9 protein-coding genes are annotated in these 18623 nt (G+C 32.3%); 6 read left to right on the forward strand and 3 right to left on the reverse strand.

The features are described from left to right. Positions 1 to 35: 35 nt before the first annotated feature. From FHG05_RS07215 to FHG05_RS07225, 3 genes are read right to left on the reverse strand one after another with little or no spacing between them, the layout of a single operon-like run. Positions 36 to 980: a DUF3078 domain-containing protein gene (locus FHG05_RS07215; RefSeq protein ID WP_140997345.1), complete on the reverse strand. Its 945-nt coding sequence runs from the start codon at positions 978 to 980 to the stop codon at positions 36 to 38. Between the two features lie 3 nt (positions 981 to 983). Beyond that, positions 984 to 2756 (reverse strand): 1-deoxy-D-xylulose-5-phosphate synthase, encoded by a 1773-nt coding sequence (locus FHG05_RS07220; protein ID WP_140997346.1) that lies wholly within the window; start codon positions 2754 to 2756, stop codon positions 984 to 986. A gap of 36 nt (positions 2757 to 2792) precedes the next feature. After that, positions 2793 to 3671, reverse strand: a complete 879-nt coding sequence (locus FHG05_RS07225) for an energy transducer TonB (RefSeq protein ID WP_140997347.1) — start codon at positions 3669 to 3671, stop codon at positions 2793 to 2795. 60 nt (positions 3672 to 3731) lie between these two features. Here FHG05_RS07225 and FHG05_RS07230 point away from each other — a divergent pair, with 60 nt between their 5' ends. The 6 genes from FHG05_RS07230 (at position 3732) to FHG05_RS07255 (ending at position 18527) form a co-directional block, all read left to right on the forward strand. After that, the gene (locus FHG05_RS07230) at positions 3732 to 4172 is read left to right on the forward strand and encodes a nucleoside deaminase (RefSeq protein ID WP_140997348.1); all 441 of its coding nucleotides are present in this window, start codon (positions 3732 to 3734) and stop codon (positions 4170 to 4172) included. 78 nt (positions 4173 to 4250) lie between these two features. Further along, positions 4251 to 9755, forward strand: a complete 5505-nt coding sequence (locus FHG05_RS07235; RefSeq protein WP_140997349.1) for an alpha-2-macroglobulin family protein — start codon at positions 4251 to 4253, stop codon at positions 9753 to 9755. Positions 9756 to 9817: 62 nt separating this feature from the next. Beyond that, positions 9818 to 12109, forward strand: a complete 2292-nt coding sequence (pbpC, locus tag FHG05_RS07240; RefSeq protein WP_140997350.1) for a penicillin-binding protein 1C — start codon at positions 9818 to 9820, stop codon at positions 12107 to 12109. Between the two features lie 72 nt (positions 12110 to 12181). Then, positions 12182 to 15094 (forward strand): histidine kinase, encoded by a 2913-nt coding sequence (locus FHG05_RS18700; protein WP_140997351.1) that lies wholly within the window; start codon positions 12182 to 12184, stop codon positions 15092 to 15094. Positions 15095 to 15103: 9 nt separating this feature from the next. Beyond that, on the forward strand, positions 15104 to 15856 hold the full coding sequence (locus tag FHG05_RS07250; RefSeq protein ID WP_140997352.1) for a LytR/AlgR family response regulator transcription factor: 753 nt from the start codon (positions 15104 to 15106) through the stop codon (positions 15854 to 15856). A gap of 97 nt (positions 15857 to 15953) precedes the next feature. After that, positions 15954 to 18527, forward strand: coding sequence for a LamG-like jellyroll fold domain-containing protein (locus FHG05_RS07255; protein ID WP_140997353.1), 2574 nt, complete (start codon positions 15954 to 15956; stop codon positions 18525 to 18527). Positions 18528 to 18623 lie beyond the last annotated feature (96 nt).

Below are 18623 nucleotides of genomic sequence, written 5' to 3' on the forward strand. Positions count from 1 at the left end.
AGGAATCAAAAGTTAATGTTGATAAATTATCCGTTTTAAAAGCTGTAAACGAGTCCTACACCAAGTAGTTGTTTTAATTGCATTTTTGGACCCACAATAACTTGTTCACCATCAATTTCTTCTTTTGCTTTAATATCATCGTCATAAATAATATGGGTGCCAATATTAGCTCTTACATATTCATTAATGGTCATGTTAAGTTGCAGTTGCCAATCTACATCAATGTTTCCGAAATTATTGAGGTAATCCGTGTATAAACTAATACGGTGTTCTAAATTAATATTTTTATAAACTTCTTTTTCCCATTGATTGGTAATTAAAATACCAATTTCAGTTCGCGATCTTTTCCCGTTTTGTAGAATTTCTCCTGTAACTTCATCAATAACAGCTTTATCTACACCAAAAGCACCTTGGTTTGCTAACCGTTCATCTAAAACTAAAGTGGTTTTTTGGGTTAATGGCGAGAGGTATAAATTTAAATTCAAATCTTTTCTAGAATACTCGGCACCAATCCCTAGAAAAATGTAGGCTGGAGCAAAAGGTTTTGAAATAGCATATTCTGTATTTGGATAAGAATAACCGTTGGCAAACTGAGTGTTGAAATTGAATTTTCCGCCATAAAACCAATTGGCTATAGTATCTTTTCTAAAACCAATTGTCGAATTAATCTGTAATTGGTCATCTGTTTTTCTAACTTCTTGTCCTTCTTGTTTGTTTATTCCATATCGGAAAATTAATTCGTTTTTCCAGTTTAATGTTTTTTTAGAATATTCTCGAATAAAATTTCCTTTTAATAAACCTGAAATAGAGTTATTTCCTCCAGCATTCCAATTTATAAAAGTAATTTGAGAAATGTCTAAGCCTACTTTATTGGTTTTGTTCCAGTAGGTAATAGTGTCCGGTAATTTGGTTCTGATAATTTGGGCAAAATTAGTTTGAATGATAAAAAATAAAAACCCTAGTAGGAAGGCTTTCTTCATAATTTAAAGTAATAAATTGATTTGGTTAGTAATATTTGTAACGTCTATTTGGCAAATATGTTGTAATTCAGGAACACTTCCTTGTTCTATAAATGTGTCAGGAATTCCAAGATTAACAACCGTTATAGCGTATTTTTTTTCTAAAACATAGTGATTGATATGCGAGCCGAAACCACCAATAATGCTTCCGTCTTCTATCGTTATTATTTTTTCATATTCTTTACAAATAGTCTCTAAAGTAGTATGGTCTAAAGGTTTTATGAAAGGGAAATGAAAATGGCCAACAGCTTCCGGTTGTTTACATAGTAGGATAGCTTTTGTAACATTTGTTCCAATGGTTCCTGTTGAAAGAAAAGCAATTTTTGAGCCTTTTTTTAATACTCTAGCTTTGCCAATTTCAATTTTTTCAAAAGGTTGTTGCCAATCGATAATTTCTCCACGTCCTCTAGGATAACGAATAGCAATAGGTTGATGTAATCCTAATTGAGCAGTGTACATCATATTGCGTAATTCTATTTCATTTAAAGGAGCAGCAATGATTAAATTAGGAATGCAACTCAAATAAGCAATATCAAATACACCATGATGCGTTGCGCCATCTTCACCAACTAAACCCGCACGATCTAAGCAAAAAATAACGGGAAGGTTTTGTAGCGCAACATCGTGAATTACTTGATCATAAGCGCGTTGTAAAAAGGTAGAATAGATATTACAAAACACAATCATACCTTGTGTTGCCATTCCGGCAGATAAGGTAACAGCATGTTGTTCTGCAATACCTACATCAAATGCTCTTTCAGGAAGAGCTTCCATCATATATTTCATGGAAGAACCTGAAGGCATGGCAGGTGTTATACCAACTATTCTTGAGTTTTCTTTAGCTAATGTTACCAAAGTATGTCCGAATACATCTTGAAATTTGGGAGGTAATCCTTCTTCATTTTTAGGATGAATTTTACCAGTTTTAGCTTCAAACTTACCAGGAGCATGATATTTTACTTGGTCCTCTTCCGCTAATTGTAATCCTTTTCCTTTCGTGGTAATAATGTGTAAAAATTTTGGTCCTTTTACATTTTGTAGTCGCCTTAATTCTGAAAGTAATTTAGGTAAATCGTGTCCGTCTATAGGACCTGAATAGTCAAAATTCAATGACTTTATAATGTTGTTTTGCTTTGGATTCCTTCCTTCTTTTACCGATGTTAAATAGTTTTTTAAAGCTCCCACGCTTGGGTCAATACCTATGGCATTATCATTTAAAATAACTAGTAAATTCGCATTAGTAACTCCAGCATGATTTAAGCCTTCAAAAGCCATTCCGCTAGCAATTGATGCATCACCTATCACGGCGATATGTTGTTTTTCGGTTTCGTTTTTTAGTAGAGATGCCATAGCCATTCCTAAAGCAGCTGAAATAGAGGTTGAGGAATGTCCTACGCCAAAAGAGTCATAAATACTTTCACTTCTTTTTGGGAAACCAGAAATTCCATTTAAATCTCTATTGGTGTGAAAAAGAGATTTTCTTTCGGTTAAGATTTTATGACCGTAGGCTTGGTGACCAACGTCCCAAATTAATAAATCTTCAGGAGTATTGAAAACATAATGCAAAGCAATTGTTAATTCAATAACACCCAAACTAGCACCTAAATGACCTTCTTTCTGAGAAATAATATCAATAATGAATTCGCGTAACTCTTTGGCAAGTTGCGGTAATTGATTTTCAGAAAGCTTTCTTAAATCGGATGGGTTATTTATAGTGCTAAGAAGATTGTTTTCCATTAAGAACAAAATGCAAATTTAAGCTTTTGTTTTAACTTATTGTAGTTTTATTCGAATGGGATAATACATTTTAACATTAACTTTTTTATTGTTAATTTCTCCAGGATTCCATTTTGGAGAGCGTTTTAAAACGTTGATGATTTCATTATTTAAATCGCTGTTTTTTCCTCTAAGAATGATAATATCTTTTATAAGGCCTAAGGTGTCAACTATGAATGAGCTTAAAACAACTTCATTATTATTTAAACTATCAGGTAATGTAATATTATTTTGAATAAAGTGTGAAAAATCGGTGTCATTTTTCTGAAAAATCGGTTTTTTACTCACTTCATTTAAATCATAGTAAGATTTGTTTTTTTTAAGTAACGTTTCATAATCGGGTAAAGCGGGTATTCCCATGGTAAAATCGCCTGTTATTGTTGGAGGTTCTATCGCATCTAGTTCATTTATGTGATTATCCTTATTTGAAAAATTGCATTTCTTGTGTTTGATACTATCCTTCTTTTGTTCGTTGATTTGTTGTATCGTGTCGTTTTTTAAATGTATTGTATCTTCCACGATAACCACCTCTCCTAAAGTTTGATAGTTGTTATTGTCTGTTTTACAGCTAAATAAAGTAGTTCCCATTACGATAAATAGCGCTAATAAAAAAATCTTTCGAAAGGATGTTTGATTATATAAAACTGTTTCTGGAATTTCAATTTTTAGATTTTCTAATTGATTTGTTCTAAAACGACCGCAAATTTTTTCTGTTTTATTATTTTTAAATACTGTAGTAATTTCTTCAGGACTACTTTTAGTAAAATCAAATACAATTTTTGCACAAGATTGACAAAATTTACCTTTTTCATCGGGAAGCATTTTGTCCCAATTTTTATGACAAGGTTTTGGAATAGTAATGTTTAATTTTTGCATACTAAAAGCTTTTTGAAAGTGACATCAAGAATTGTTCCAAAGAAATTGTAATTTTGACAAATGGAAAATATTTTTACAGACGAATATTTTATGAAAAAAGCGCTATTAGAAGCAGAAATTGCTTTCGAAAAGGGCGAAATACCTGTAGGTGCCGTAATTGTAGTCGATAATAAAATTATTGCAAGAACACATAATTTAACAGAGTTGCTGCATGATGTTACAGCACATGCAGAAATGCAAGCCATTACAAGTGCTGCGAATTATTTAGGAGCAAAATACTTAAAAGATTGTACGCTGTATGTTACTTTAGAACCTTGTCAAATGTGTGCTGGAGCTTTGTATTGGAGTCAAATTTCTAAAATTGTATACGGTGCTTCTGATGAAAATAGAGGTTTTGTAAAAATGAGAACTCAATTGCATCCAAAAACAGCCATTGTTTCTGGAGTGTTAGAAAAAGAATGTGCGCTTCTTATGCGTGCTTTTTTTCGTTTAAAACGCTAAATTTTGTCGGATTTTTATTAAAAAAAATACTATCTTTAAATTCGAAAATTCCGTATCCTTTCTTTAATACTTAAATTTATGAAAATCAATCACTTTCTGAAACTTTTTTTGGTTGTAACGCTATTGGTGTCTTGTTCTAAAGACAGTAAAGATTTTAATTCTGATCCCTCCTTATTTAAAGAATATATTTTAAATTATAGTTCGGGTATTGTTTCAGCTAAAAGTGATATTAGAATTGTTTTAGCATTTGATAATGCAGATTGGTCACCAAACAAGCAATTAGATGCAGATTTGTTTACTATAAATCCTAAGGTAGATGGAAAAGTAATAGCACTCTCTACGAATACGGTTGCTTTTGTTCCAAATGAGCATTTAGAATCCGATAAAGAATATCAAATTAGTTTTCACTTATCTGAGATAAAAGATGTCTCTAAAGAATTAAAAAACTTCAATTTTACCATAAAAACTATTAAACAAGATTTTATTGTTACCACATTAGACTTGCAATCGTATAGTAAAGATTATATGTATTTGAATGGTGTTTTAAGTACAAGTGATGCCTTAGAATTGGAAAAAGCTAAAAAACTAATACAAGTTAGTCAAGATGGGAAAATAATTGCTGTAAAATTTGATAAGGAATTGAGTACAGATAAAGAATTCAAATTTGTCATTGATAGTATTCAACGTTTTGTGGAAGACAGTAAAATACTAATTAATTGGAATGGTAAAGAAGAAGGAATAGATCAAAAAGGAACTTTAGAATTTGATATACCCGGAAAAAACAACTTTAAAATCATTAATGCTGAAGTGCAAGAAGACAACAATCAAGTCTTGTTGTTGAATTTTTCTGATCCACTAAAAAAAGGTCAAGATTTTGATGGTCTAGTAGATGTTGAGTCTGCTACAGATTTAAAATTTTCTACTGCGGGAAATTTGTTAAAAGTATTTTTTAATGAACCTTTAAAAGGGGAATTATTAGTAGAAGTTTTTCAAGGGATTCAAAGTGAAGATGGCTATAAAATGAAGCAAAATTTTTCTCAAAAAGTATCCTTTGAGCAAATTAAACCTGCCGTTCGTTTTATAAAAAGTGGAACGATTTTACCAAGTTCCAATAATCTAAAAATCAATTTTGAGGCTGTTAACTTGAGTGCTGTTGATGTGAAGGTGTATAAAATTTTTAAAAATAACATTTTACAATTTCTTCAGGATAATCAAATTAACGGAAACCGAAACCTTCAAAAAGTGGCTGCTCCGATTGCAAAAGAAAAAATAATTCTAAAAACGAACAATTTAACGAATTATAGTAAATGGGGTGCTTACGCTTTAGATTTAGCTAAAATTATTTCTCCTGAACCAGGTGCTATCTATCGCGTTGAAATTACATTTAATAAAAGCTATTCTTTGTACAAGTGTACCTCTTCTGATGATGAAGAGCCTATGGAAGAAGACGAAACCAGAGATGATGGTGAAGTAAGAAGTACAAGTGAGTATTATTATGACGATTACTATTACGATGATTATGATTGGTACGAAAGGGAAAATCCTTGTGATAATTCATATTATTATAGAAATAGTATTGCAACCAATGTTGTGGCTACAGATTTAGGTGTAATTGCTAAAAGAGGAGAAAATGGTTCGTATGTGTTTGCGGTTAACGATATCTTATCTACAAATCCAGTTTCTGGAGCTACAGTTGATTTATATGATTATCAACAACAAAAATTAGCTACCGTTACGACAAATGGAGAGGGTTTAGCAACAGCTGAAGTGAAAAGATATGCTTATTTTGCTATAGTAACCAAAGATAATAACACCACTTACGTAAAATTAGATGAAGGACAATCGTTATCTGTCAGTAATTTTGAAGTAAATGGGGAAGCTTTACAAAAAGGGCTTAAAGGCTATATTTATGGTGAAAGAGGAGTTTGGAGACCAGGAGACACCTTGCATATTGCATTCATGCTAAATGATAATGAAAATAAATTGGAAAAATCACATCCTATTAAATTTAAATTATCAGACCCAAGAGGAAAATTAACGTATCAAGCGGTACAAAAATATAATGAAAACAATCATTATAAATTTAAAGTGGTTACCAAAGATACTGATATTACAGGGAATTGGGAAGCAAAAATAACAGTTGGTGGGGCTAATTTCTTTAAATCCATTAAAATTGAAACAATTAAGCCGAATCGATTAAAAATTAAAAATAGTTTTGCTGATGCACAAATTTTTGGGAATAGCCCTAATAAAGGAACTTTGGAAGTGAATTGGCTTCATGGTGCAGTTGCGAAAAATTTGAAAGTGGAAATGCAGGCCAAATTTATGAAAGAGCAAACTACTTTTAAAGGGTATAGCAATTATGATTTTGATGATGAAGTGCGAGATTTTTATACGGAAGATGTTAATGTGTTTTCAGGAAAAATTGATGAAAATGGAAAAACAAACGTTATTTTAAAACCTGAAATTACCAGTCAAGCACCTGGAAAACTAAAAATTGTAATGCAAACCAAAGCTTACGAGAATGGAGGAGACTTTAGTACAGACGTAGTTACAGCAAGTTTTTCTCCTTATGAAACATATGTGGGTTTAAAAAGTCCTGAAACGAATAAATACGGCATGTTAGAAACGGATAAAATGAACCGTTTTGAAGTAGTAACACTGTCAGAAAATGGTAAACCTAAATCGGTTAAAAAATTAGAAGTTAGAGTATATAAAGTGGAATGGAGATGGTGGTGGAATAGTGGTAGCGATAATTTATCACGTTACAATTCTGATACTGTAACTACAGCTTATAAGAACTTTACCATTTCAACCAATAGTAGTGGAAAAGGAAGTTTTCAATTCTTGGTTCCAGAAGGAGACTGGGGAAGATATTTAATTCGTGTGGTAGATCCTAATGACGGTCATGCAACAAGTACTACAGAACTGATAGATTGGCCTTATTGGTCTGGAAAGACAAAATCTGGTGATGGAGCAACAGCAAATATGTTGGTTTTTGCATCTGACAAAGAAAAATATGCCGTTGGTGAAAAAGCGATGATTTCTTTTCCTTCAAGCGAAGGTGGAAGAGCTTTAATTTCTCTTGAAAACGGTTCAAAAGTGGTACAAACGTTATGGACAACCACTACAAAAGGAGAAACTAAAATGGAAATCCCAGTTACTCCAGAAATGGCTCCTAATGTTTATGTTCATATTACGTTATTGAAACCACATGCTTCAACAGCTAACGATACTCCAATTCGTATGTATGGAATTGTTCCTATTGAAGTCGTAGATAAAAATACCATTTTGGAACCTCAAGTAGTGCTACCAGATGTTTTACGTCCTGAACAAAAAGCAACTTTGAAAATCAGTGAAAAGAATGGAAAACAAATGACCTATACTGTTGCTATTGTGGATGAAGGTTTGTTGGATTTAACCCGATTTAAAACACCAAATGCTTGGGATAAATTCTATTCTAAACAAGCTTTAGGAGTGAAGACTTGGGATGTCTATGATGATGTAATTGGTGCTTATGGAGGAAAAATAAATCAAATTTTCAGTATTGGTGGTGACGAAGATTTAGGAGGTGGAAAAGCTAAAAAAGCGAACCGATTTAAACCTGTTGTAATTTATTTGGGACCTTTTAAATTGGAAAAAGGAGAAACAAAATCGCATACATTCGAAATGCCAAATTATGTAGGATCTGTTCGTACTATGGTAGTTGCTGGAGATATTACTGCGAATGCTTATGGTAGTACTGAAAAAACAACACCAGTTAGAAGTCCTTTAATGGTTTTAGCTTCTGTACCTAGAAAGATATCTCCTAATGAGAAAATCACTTTACCAGTGACCGTTTTTGCGATGGAAAAGAATGTGAAAAACGTGACGGTTCAAGTGAAAACGAATAACGGAATTCGAATTTTAGAATCAGCAAAACAACAAGTTAATTTTAGTTCTCCTGATGAAAAAATGGTGTACTTTAACTTAGAAGTTGGCGACGTAACCGGTATTGGTAAGATTGAAGTAGTGGCAACTTCGGGTTCTGAAAAAGCCTCCTTTCCAGTGGAAGTAGATATTGTTAATCCCAACCCAGAAAGTACTGATTTTGTTGATATGGTTTTAGAACCAAATACTACAAAATCAATCGCTTGGGAAACTTTTGGAGTGGTAGGTACAAACAATGCTAGAATTGAAATTTCATCTTTCCCAACTATCGATTTTAATAGAAGATTGAAATACCTGATTCAGTACCCGCATGGTTGTGTAGAGCAAACCACATCAAGTGTATTTCCTCAATTGTATTTAGCGGATGTAGTAGCTATAGATGAGGTACGCAAACAAAAAATACAATATAATGTGAATCAGGGAATTCAAAGATTGGGTAGATTTCAGGTTTCGAATGGCGGTTTAGCGTATTGGCAAGGTGAAGGTACACCAGATGATTGGGGTACTTCTTATGCGGGTCATTTTATGATTGAAGCGGAGAAAAAAGGATATGTATTGCCTTCTGGTTTCAAACAAAAATGGCTTTCGTATCAACAACGACAAGCAAAACAATGGAGATACAATGCCAGTTATTATAATGATTTTGCACAAGCCTATCGTTTATATACTTTAGCTTTAGCAGGTTCAGCCGATTTAGGTTCTATGAATAGATTAAGAGAAACAGTTGGAATTTCTGATGAATCTAAATTACGTTTAGCAGCCTGTTATGCAATTGTAGGTCAAAAAGCAGCGGCTCAAAAACTAATTGCATCTATAGGCGCTTTCGAGTATAATCCGAGAAGTTATTATTACTATTATGGTTCAGAAGATAGAAGTAGAGCCATGTTGTTAGAGACCTATCTGTTAATGGATAATAAGACAAAAGCTTTTGAATTAGCCAATATATTAGCTAAAAATCTTTCGTCTAACCAATATATGAGTACCCAAACAACGGCTTATTCGCTTTATGCTATGTCTAAATTTGCAGTAAAAAATGGTGAAAAAGGAGTGAATGTAGGGATTAATTTTGGTGGAAAATCTGAAAATTTAGCGACACAAAAATCAGTTATTGATAAAGCTCTTTTAGTAAATAAAGGGAAATATAGTGTTTCGGTTAAGAACAACAATAATGGTACGGTGTATGTAAGGGTTTTAAATAGTGGCGTGCTACCTATTGGAGAAGAGAAGGAAATTCAAAAGAACTTAACAGCAGTAGTTTCTTACAGAAATAAAGCTGGTGGAGCTATTAATTTTAACGCAATTGAGCAAGGAACAGAAATTATAGGTCAGGTTACCATTAGAAATAATAGTTCAGAAAGAGTAAATAACATTGCTTTAACGCAAATTGTGCCTTCTGGATTCGAGATCATGAATTCTCGCTATACTGACTTTGGTAGTGAAACAGAAAATAAAGCGGATTACATCGATATTAGAGATGATAGAACCAATTTCTATTTTAATTTAGGTATAAATGAATCTAAAACGTTTACCGTTTTATTAAATGCTTCTTTCTTAGGAACATACTATTTGCCTGGAATTCAGTGTGAAGCGATGTATGATGATAATTATATTGTGAGAAACAAAGGACAGTGGATCAATATCGTAAAAGAATAATACAAAAACCAATTCGGTTTCTTAAAAAAAATCCCTTTAAAACAACCATAGGAATACTTCTTATGGTTGTTTATTATTTTTGTTTACCCAAAGTCCTCTTTGATGCAAACTACACGACCGTTATAGAAAGTGAAGAAGGTCAATTTATAGGTGCAAAAATAGCAGATGATGGTCAATGGCGATTTCCTGAAAGTGATAGTGTTCCCACTAAATTTAAAGCTTGTATTGTTGCTTTTGAAGACCAGCATTTTTATAGTCATTTTGGGTTTAATCCCATTTCCATGTACCATGCTTTTAAAGAAAACCGAAAAGCCAATAAGGTAGTTAGAGGAGGAAGTACTTTAACACAACAGGTCATCCGTTTGCATAGAGACGGTAAAAAAAGATCGTATTTTGAAAAATTTGTGGAAGTCATTTTAGCAACCCGTTTAGAGTTTCGCCATTCTAAAGATAAGATTTTGCAACTATATGCTGCTCATGCTCCTTTCGGAAGTAATGTAGTAGGTTTAGAAATGGCTTCATGGCGGTATTTTGGGTTGCAACCCCATCAGTTATCTTGGGCAGAAGCAGCTACTTTAGCCGTATTGCCAAATGCACCAAGTTTAATTTATCCTGGAAAAAATCAACAAAAACTATTACTAAAAAGAAATCGGCTATTAAAAAAATTAGTCGAAAATAAAACCATCGATCAGGAAACCTATGAGTTGTCTTTGTTAGAAGAATTGCCTCAAAAACCTTTTGCGGTTCCTCAAATTGCACCCCATCTATTGCAAAAAATTGCGAAAGAACATCACGGTAAAAAGCTAAAAACGACAATCCAACTTGGTGTTCAAGAACGGGTAAATGATATTGTGAATCAATATTATAATTTATATAGACAAAATCAAGTATTTAATATCGCTGTTTTAGTGGTGGATGTAAAAACAAGAAATATTATTTCTTATGTTGGTAATAGCCCCACAGACGTTGCCCATCAAAAAGATGTCGATATTATTGAAGCTCCAAGAAGCACTGGAAGTATTCTGAAACCCTTTTTATATGCTTCCATGCTAGATGAAGGAGAGATTTTACCACGAACATTAATTCCTGATGTTCCAACTCAAATTTCGGGATATACACCTCAAAATTATGATTTGTCTTATGATGGAGCGGTAGCTGCAAACAGAGCTTTAGCTCGTTCTTTAAATATTCCGGCTGTTTTGATGTTGCAACAATATTCGGTAACGAAATTTTATGAGCAATTGCAAAAATTGAAATTACGAGATGTCAATCGGCATCCTTCTAATTACGGACTTTCTTTAATTTTAGGAGGGGCTGAAACGAATCTTTGGGATTTATGCCGTTCGTATGCTTATATGTCGAGTACACTTACTCATTACACTAAAACTCAAGATGAATTTCGAATAAATGAGTTGGCTAATTTGAATTACAACAGTGCTGTAAAAATCGATTTTGGAGCTTCAAAAAGACAAAAAAACGTTTTTAGCGCTGGAGCAATTTGGCATACTTTTAATGCTATGAAAGAAGTGAATCGCCCTCAAGGTGATGAAGCTTGGCGATTTTATGACTCTTCTATTGATTTAGCTTGGAAAACAGGAACAAGTTTTGGAGGAAGAGATGCTTGGGCTGTTGGAGTTACTCAAGATTATGTAGTAGGGGTTTGGGTAGGAAATGCGACTGGTGAAGGACGGCCGCTTTTAACAGGAGTGGAAAGTGCTGCACCTATTTTGTTTGATGTGTTTCGTTTGTTTCCTAAAGCGAATTGGTTTACCATACCTTATAATGATTTAGAAGAGAAAAAAGTATGCAAGCAATCAGGTTATTTGGCACAAGAAAATTGTAATGCTCAGCTACAATGGATTCCAAAGAATGAAAAAAAAACCGAGAATTGTCCGTATCATAAATTAATTCATTTAGATAGCACCGAGCAATTTCGAGTAAATAGTTCTTGTGAAAATGTAGACGCTATACTAGCGAAATCTTGGTTTGTTTTGCCGCCAGTTATAGAGTGGTATTACAAAAGCAAGCATGCAAATTATGTTTCACTTCCTCCATTTCGACCAGATTGCGTTGAGGCGTCAATGGATAAGAAAATGGATTTTATATACCCAAATCCGAATAGTAAAATTATTCTAACCAAAAATTTTGAAGGGAAAACGCAACCCGTAATTTTAAAAGTAGCACATTCGAATCCTGATACGGAACTATTTTGGTACTTGAATGATACTTTTTTAGGAACTACAAAGACGTTTCATGAAAAACAGGTAATTGCATCTACTGGAACTCATATTATTACAGTTGTGGATGAGTATGGTAACGAAATAAAAAGAAAAATTGCCATAGAGAAAGATTAATTTTAGAAAGCCAAAAGCCCTTTTCAGAAATAGCACACTAAAATTTCATATCAAAGTGCTATTTTTGATTACTTGAAAACAATTGTAAGATATAGCTTTTTGTTTTATTTTGTGGTGAACATTTTGTTTGCACAAGATCCTATTGCTATTAAATTGAGTGAGAAAGAGGGCTTGCCAGATGTTGAGTTTTACGATATTTTAGAAGATAATGAAGGTTTTGTTTGGCTTGCTGCAGACAAAGGTTTGTATCGGTTTGATGGAAAAGAATATGCATCGTATCATCATGTAGATAAAAGAGGTCTTTCTGTTTTTGGTTTAAAATTAGATAGAAAAGGTAAGCTTTGGTGTAATAATATATCCGGTCAGTTTTTTTATGTAAAAGACAATAGATTGGTACTCTTTTTAGATTTAAAAAACGAATTAAAAGGAGAATTATCGGAGTTTTTTTTTCTAGAGAATACGTTGTTTATTTTTTCGAATTCTATTATTTTTTCAGTGGATTTGAATACGAAACTACGTCAAAAAATTGCCTTACCTGTTGCTTCAAAATATCCTACTATAAGAGCTCCATTTTTATTCGAAGAAGCTATTTATTTTACAGCAGATGATAAGGTTTTTACAATTTCAAAATCCAATGTTGTAGCAAAAAAGAAAGTGAGTTTGCCTTTTTTTGGGAGTAATATCTTTCCCAAATTTTTCAATTTTAAAAGCAAACCCTATCTCTTGCTTTATGATAACCTCCAAAATAAAAATTATTTTTTTGAAATTGTTGAAGATCATTTAGAAGCTATTACTTTTCCAAAAGAGTTACAAAATAATAGAATTGTTACTATTTCAGAAAATAAGGAAGAGGTGTGGTTTTGTACTTCAAATGGAATACTAATTATTGATATTGATAACGACAGAACCCATTTAAAAAATATTTTTTTTAAGAATGATTTTATTACTAAAAATATTCTAGATAAAAATGGAACAGTTTGGATTTCAACTTTAAATAATGGTGTTTTTATAGTGCCTAGTTTACAAATTAAATCCTATGAAAATGTTGTTGACGGTGAAGCGATTTCAACAGTAGAAAAAATTGCACCCACTCAAATTGTTATTGGTACTACCAAAGGCAATGTCTTTTTTATAGACTTGAAAGAGAGTAAAAAAGAAAAAGTTACGATTGAAAAAAAGAGAAAAATTGCCGCTCTATTATTTTTAAAAAATCAAAACACACTTTTAATAAGTACTGAAGGTGGTTTTTATAGTTATGCTTTACAAACTAAAAAAATCGTAACACTCGATTATTTGCATAATGCAAAAGATTTACAACAAATAGGCGATTCGAATGGAATTGTTTACTCTGGTTTTGACAGAGCAACTGTGTTTTATTTAAATAATAACAAAATAAGGGAACAAAAAAAATTAAATTTTAGCAGAGCTTATCGTTCTTTTTATGATGAAAACAATAAAAAAATATATGTTTCTTATGTAGACAATCTTATTGTTTATGATAGTGTTATGAATGCAAAAGTGTTAACATATAACACCAAAAGCATTACTGCTAAAGAAATCTGTGCCACCTCAGATGGCGTGATTTGGATAGCAACTTTTTCTGAAGGAATATTAGGTTATAAAGACGGTAAGTTTATTCATAAAATAGATACGAGTAATGGATTGAAATCGGTAGTGATTCAAGAGTTAAAATCAGATAAGAATGCGATTTGGATTGTGACCGATAAAGGAATTCAACTATTTGATGCTCCTTCCAAAGAATTTAAGCCGTCTTTATTAAATGATGCTGCAAATATAGGAAATGCAAAAGGTTTGATTGTTAATAATGAAAACATTTGGTTAGTGAGTCAAGAAGCTATTTTTGAAATCGAAAAGAAAATCCATCCGAAGACCTATTATCCAAAAGAAATCTATTTTAAATCGGTAACGATTAATGAAAAAGAGACTTCGGTTCAAGAGAATTATAATTTGCCCTATGATAGTAATCGAATTAAAATTAGTTTTCATACCAATGGTTATTTTCCCGATGAAGAATTACAATACGAATACCGATTATTAGGCTTAAGTGACCAATGGGTGCCTGTTGAAAAAAACATCAATTTTATTCATTTTAATAGTCTTCCTTCCAATTCCTATGTTTTTGAAATTAGGGCAATAAATGGCAATCAAAAGCATTTTATGTCTAAAAAAATCAGCTTTCAAATTAACTTACCTTATTGGAAAAGATGGTGGTTTGTGTTGCTTGTTTTTTTGTTTATTTTCGGAATTATCATTGTGTTTTATAGAAATAAATTGGCAATTCAAGAGAAAGAAAAGGAGTTGGCTTTGCGAAATGCAAAATTCGAAAGCGAATTGGCAGTTTTAAAGTTAGAAAACTTAAAATCACAAATGAATCCACATTTTATTTTTAATGCTTTAAATTCGATACAAGAATATATTATCTTAAATCAAAAACATTTAGCAAGTTCTTATTTGTCAAAATTTGCCGATTTAATTCGAGCCTATTTGAATCATAGTTCTAAAGGATATATTTCTTTAAAAGAAGAGATTGAGTGTTTGAACATTTATTTAGAGCTTGAAAAATTACGATTCGAAGAAAAATTCAGTTATGTTGTTGTAATTGGCGATGTAAATGAAGAAATTAGAATACCTACAATGCTTATTCAACCCTATGTCGAAAATGCTATCAAACATGGGTTATTGCACAAAAAACAGAATCGAAAATTACGTGTGTCGTTCAGGATGTTGTTTGAAGAACAAATGCTACAATGCGTTGTAGAGGATAATGGCATTGGTAGAGAAAAAGCCGCTCAATTAAGACCTAAAAAGCACCTTTCTTTTGCTACACAAGCCAATCAAAACAGACTGGAATTATTAAATTTTGGGAAAGAGAAAAAAATTGGAGTAACTATAGAAGATGTTTTGGATGAAAATAATGAAATTCAAGGAACGAAGGTTACTCTTTTAATACCAATTATTAAATAAAGTTAGCTTATGAAAGCCATAATTATAGATGACGAACCAAAAGCAAGGAATCTTTTGGAAATTTTAATTCAAGAAAGTACTACAAAAATTGAAACGATTTTTCAAGCGGAAGATTTATTGTCTGGTGTAAAGCTTATTAAAGAAGAAAGACCACAAATAGTTTTTTTAGATATTGAAATGCCACAACATTCTGGCTTAGAGATTTTGGATTTTGTAAATAAGGAAGAATTAAATTTTGAAATCATTTTTACAACAGCTTACAGTGAGTATGCTATTAAAGCTTTTCAGCTCACAGCTATCGATTATTTGTTGAAACCTCTTAGGGCTGAAACGGTGAAAGAAGCTATAGAAAAAGCCATTCATCAGATTGGAAAATCGGAGATAAGTACAAAATTAGAGGAGTTGAGAAAAAGCTTAAAATCAGCTAATTTTAATAAAATTGGATTGCCTTTCGCAGATGGTTTTAAATTTGTCAACTTTGAGGATATTATTTTATTTGAAGCCGATGGTATGTATACCAAAGTAACCACTATTAAAGAAACGGAATTATTGGTTTGCAAACCTTTGCGACATTTTGTAGAAGTTTTAGAAAATCAATCTAATTTTTATAAACCACATCGATCTTATTTGATTAATCTTAAGTATATAAAAGAATATATTAAAAAAGATGGAGGTTATATCATTATGGATAACGAGACTACTGTATCTATTGCAAATGATAAAAAAGAAGAATTCTTAACCATTGTTCAAAATATAGGTTAATTGCTTTAGCAAGTCAAAGTCCTGTTTCAGAAAGTCATTTTATAAGTACTTCTTTTTATCTGCAATTTTGCTCTTATAAACTATAAAATATTTTATTATGAGAGCAATTTTACTTTCTTTACTGCTACTTTCGGGGCTTTTTGTGCAGGCTCAGTTTCCTACTAATGGTTTAGTAGCACAATATGGTTTTGATAATGGAAACCTTTTAATTGATGGAGCCAATGGTGTTAATCTCACGCAAACAGGAACTTCAATTGTAGAGATTAATGATCGATTTGAAACACCTCCTACGAGTGCAGTAACCCTAAATACAGATTGTTTAACACGTCCAGATATTGATTTTCCTACTGTAAGTAATCTTGGAGAATATATTACTATTAGTTTTTGGGTTAAAACCACAACAAATGATGCTGATGCAAGAATAATAATAGACGATAGTAACAGACCCGATTTTTCAACTTCAAATTGGGCAGGGTATTATATTTATCTACAAAATGGAAAAATTGGTGCTACTTTAGGAGTGCAATATAGCGGGGCTTTGTCTTACCGTAGTGGCGGTGTTTTAACCAATACATTTATTAGTGATGGTAATTGGCATCATGTTACTGTTTTTTTATCTAGAACCGATAGTTTTGGAGGCTGTTGTACTTATACATTAAGTAACAATTTAACGATTTACATTGATGGTGTGAGTTCGGGTAATGGAGGTAATAGTCAATCGACAGCTAATGGTTCTTTAAGTTTGCTGCAATCACATGATACTTCAGGAAATATTACTATTGGTAATAACCGAAATAATTCTTTGCCTGCTAATAATAGATATTTTGATGTAATTGATGATATTCTAATTTACAATCGAATATTAACACCTGCTGAAGTAACAGATATTATTACGTATAATAATTTTTGTTTTGCTCCGCAATCTTCTGTAGTAGCGGCAACCTCAATTACCGATACAGGTGCAACTATTACAATTTCTGGAGGAGGAACGTATGATATTGCGTATCATAAATCTACAGAACCCTTTTCAAATGCGGTAACTGTTACTGGAATTACTTCAGGTTCAACGGTGCTAAATGGATTAGATGTTTTTACGGATTATGATGTATATGTTAGGGAACAATGTTCAAATAATACAACAGGCTGGTCGCTCCCTATAACCTTTAGAACTTTAAGAGCCATAGGGTATATTTATGTAGATGCAAATGCTAGTGGTAATAATAATGGTATTTCATGGGCAAATGCGTATACTAATTTAAATGATGCTTTAGCTGTTGCTCAAAACAATGAAGAAATATGGATTGCTTCAGGTACTTACACTCCAAGTGCTTCTGATAGAAATGCATCGTTTACATTAACGGCAACAAATTTAAAATTATATGGAGGATTTGCTGGTAATGAAACGCAGCTTTCTGATCGCGTTGTAGGTTCAAATGAAACAATTTTATCTGGAGATTTATTAGGGAATGATGATGCAACCGTTTCTTTTGTTAATTCCACTCGTTCAGATAATAGTTATACAGTAGTGTCATTAATTGGTGAAAACCCATTATTGGACGGACTAACAATTACAGCTGGACATGCTAATGCAACATCAGGAGCAACTGAAACGAGATATGGTGGCGGAATCAATAAAAATGCTAGTATTAGAAACATAACGCTAAACAATTGTAAACTGACTAAAAATATTGCTACCGAAGCTTCAGGTGCTATTGCTGGAGGTTATAATGTTTTTGGAGGAACGGGTAGTATGGTAATTAGTAATTGTGAGTTTTCTGAGAATTTATCAGCTATTGGTGCTGCCATTTATTCTGCTAATCTTAGTACAGCACTAATAAGTTATACTGTTTCAAATACGTTATTTAGTAAAAATAAGGCTACAAACACCAGTAGTGCAACTAATGGATTTGCCGGAAGTTCTATGTGGTTACGTTCTTATGGGTCAGGGTCTAATATTGTAACGACTATTTCGAATTGTACTTTTGTGGATAATGTAGATGATGGAGCCAATGCAGCAATGAATAACTTGAACCGTGTAACTTTGGCTTTAACCAAAAATACCAATTCAAACCATACGGCTACACTTTCCAACTGTTTGTTTTGGAATAACAAAGCAGCTTCTGGTGCTACAGCAAGACCTATTGGAGGCTTTATTGAAAGTGGCATTTCTTCAGCAACTGTTATTAATTCAACAGACGAAACTAATTTTACAGGAATTACTCTTTCGGGAACATCTGCAAATAATAATAGTTCGGATCCTTTATTTACCGATTTAGCTGGTGGAGATTATACTTTAAGTTTGGGGTCACCTGCTATAGATTCTGGAGATAATGCGAATGTAATTGGTACGACAGATTTATTAGGAAACCAAAGAATTTTCAATACAGTTGTGGATAGAGGAGTGTATGAGTTTGGTTCTTCGGTTTTAAGTTCGACAGCTTTTCAAGAGTTTACCAATTTTCAAATTTATCCAAACCCAGCAACAAGTATTTTGCATGTTTCAAGTTCACAAAAAATAAATGCACTAGAAGTATATACTTTGGAAGGAAAATTAATATTAAAAGCAAATGGAAATGAAGTGGATGTAACATCTTTACAAAATGGATTATATCTTATTAAAGTGATACCGTTTGAAAATGAATTTGGAGTGAAGAAATTTGTAAAACAGTAATGTTGTTTTTTATAGTTTTTTAAATGAAAGACCGCTATTTTAGTAAAGTAGCGGTTTTTATTTTTTTATTTGTTAACCAATGCATTTCAATGAAAC

It is taken from the genome of Flavobacterium profundi, from assembly GCF_006491645.1.
Lineage (GTDB): Bacteria > Bacteroidota > Bacteroidia > Flavobacteriales > Flavobacteriaceae > Flavobacterium > Flavobacterium profundi.

Excerpts from the sequence above, each read along its gene's own strand:
- FHG05_RS07235 (WP_140997349.1), top strand. The coding sequence starts at position 4,251 with ATGAAAATCAATCACTTTCTGAAACTTTTTTTGGTTGTAACGCTATTG.
- FHG05_RS07255 (WP_140997353.1), top strand. The coding sequence starts at position 15,954 with ATGAGAGCAATTTTACTTTCTTTACTGCTACTTTCGGGGCTTTTTGTG.
- FHG05_RS07220 (WP_140997346.1), bottom strand. The coding sequence starts at position 2,756 with ATGGAAAACAATCTTCTTAGCACTATAAATAACCCATCCGATTTAAGA.
- FHG05_RS07250 (WP_140997352.1), top strand. The coding sequence starts at position 15,104 with ATGAAAGCCATAATTATAGATGACGAACCAAAAGCAAGGAATCTTTTG.
- FHG05_RS07230 (WP_140997348.1), top strand. The coding sequence starts at position 3,732 with ATGGAAAATATTTTTACAGACGAATATTTTATGAAAAAAGCGCTATTA.
- FHG05_RS07215 (WP_140997345.1), bottom strand. The coding sequence starts at position 980 with ATGAAGAAAGCCTTCCTACTAGGGTTTTTATTTTTTATCATTCAAACT.
- pbpC (WP_140997350.1), top strand. The coding sequence starts at position 9,818 with ATGGTTGTTTATTATTTTTGTTTACCCAAAGTCCTCTTTGATGCAAAC.
- FHG05_RS07225 (WP_140997347.1), bottom strand. The coding sequence starts at position 3,671 with ATGCAAAAATTAAACATTACTATTCCAAAACCTTGTCATAAAAATTGG.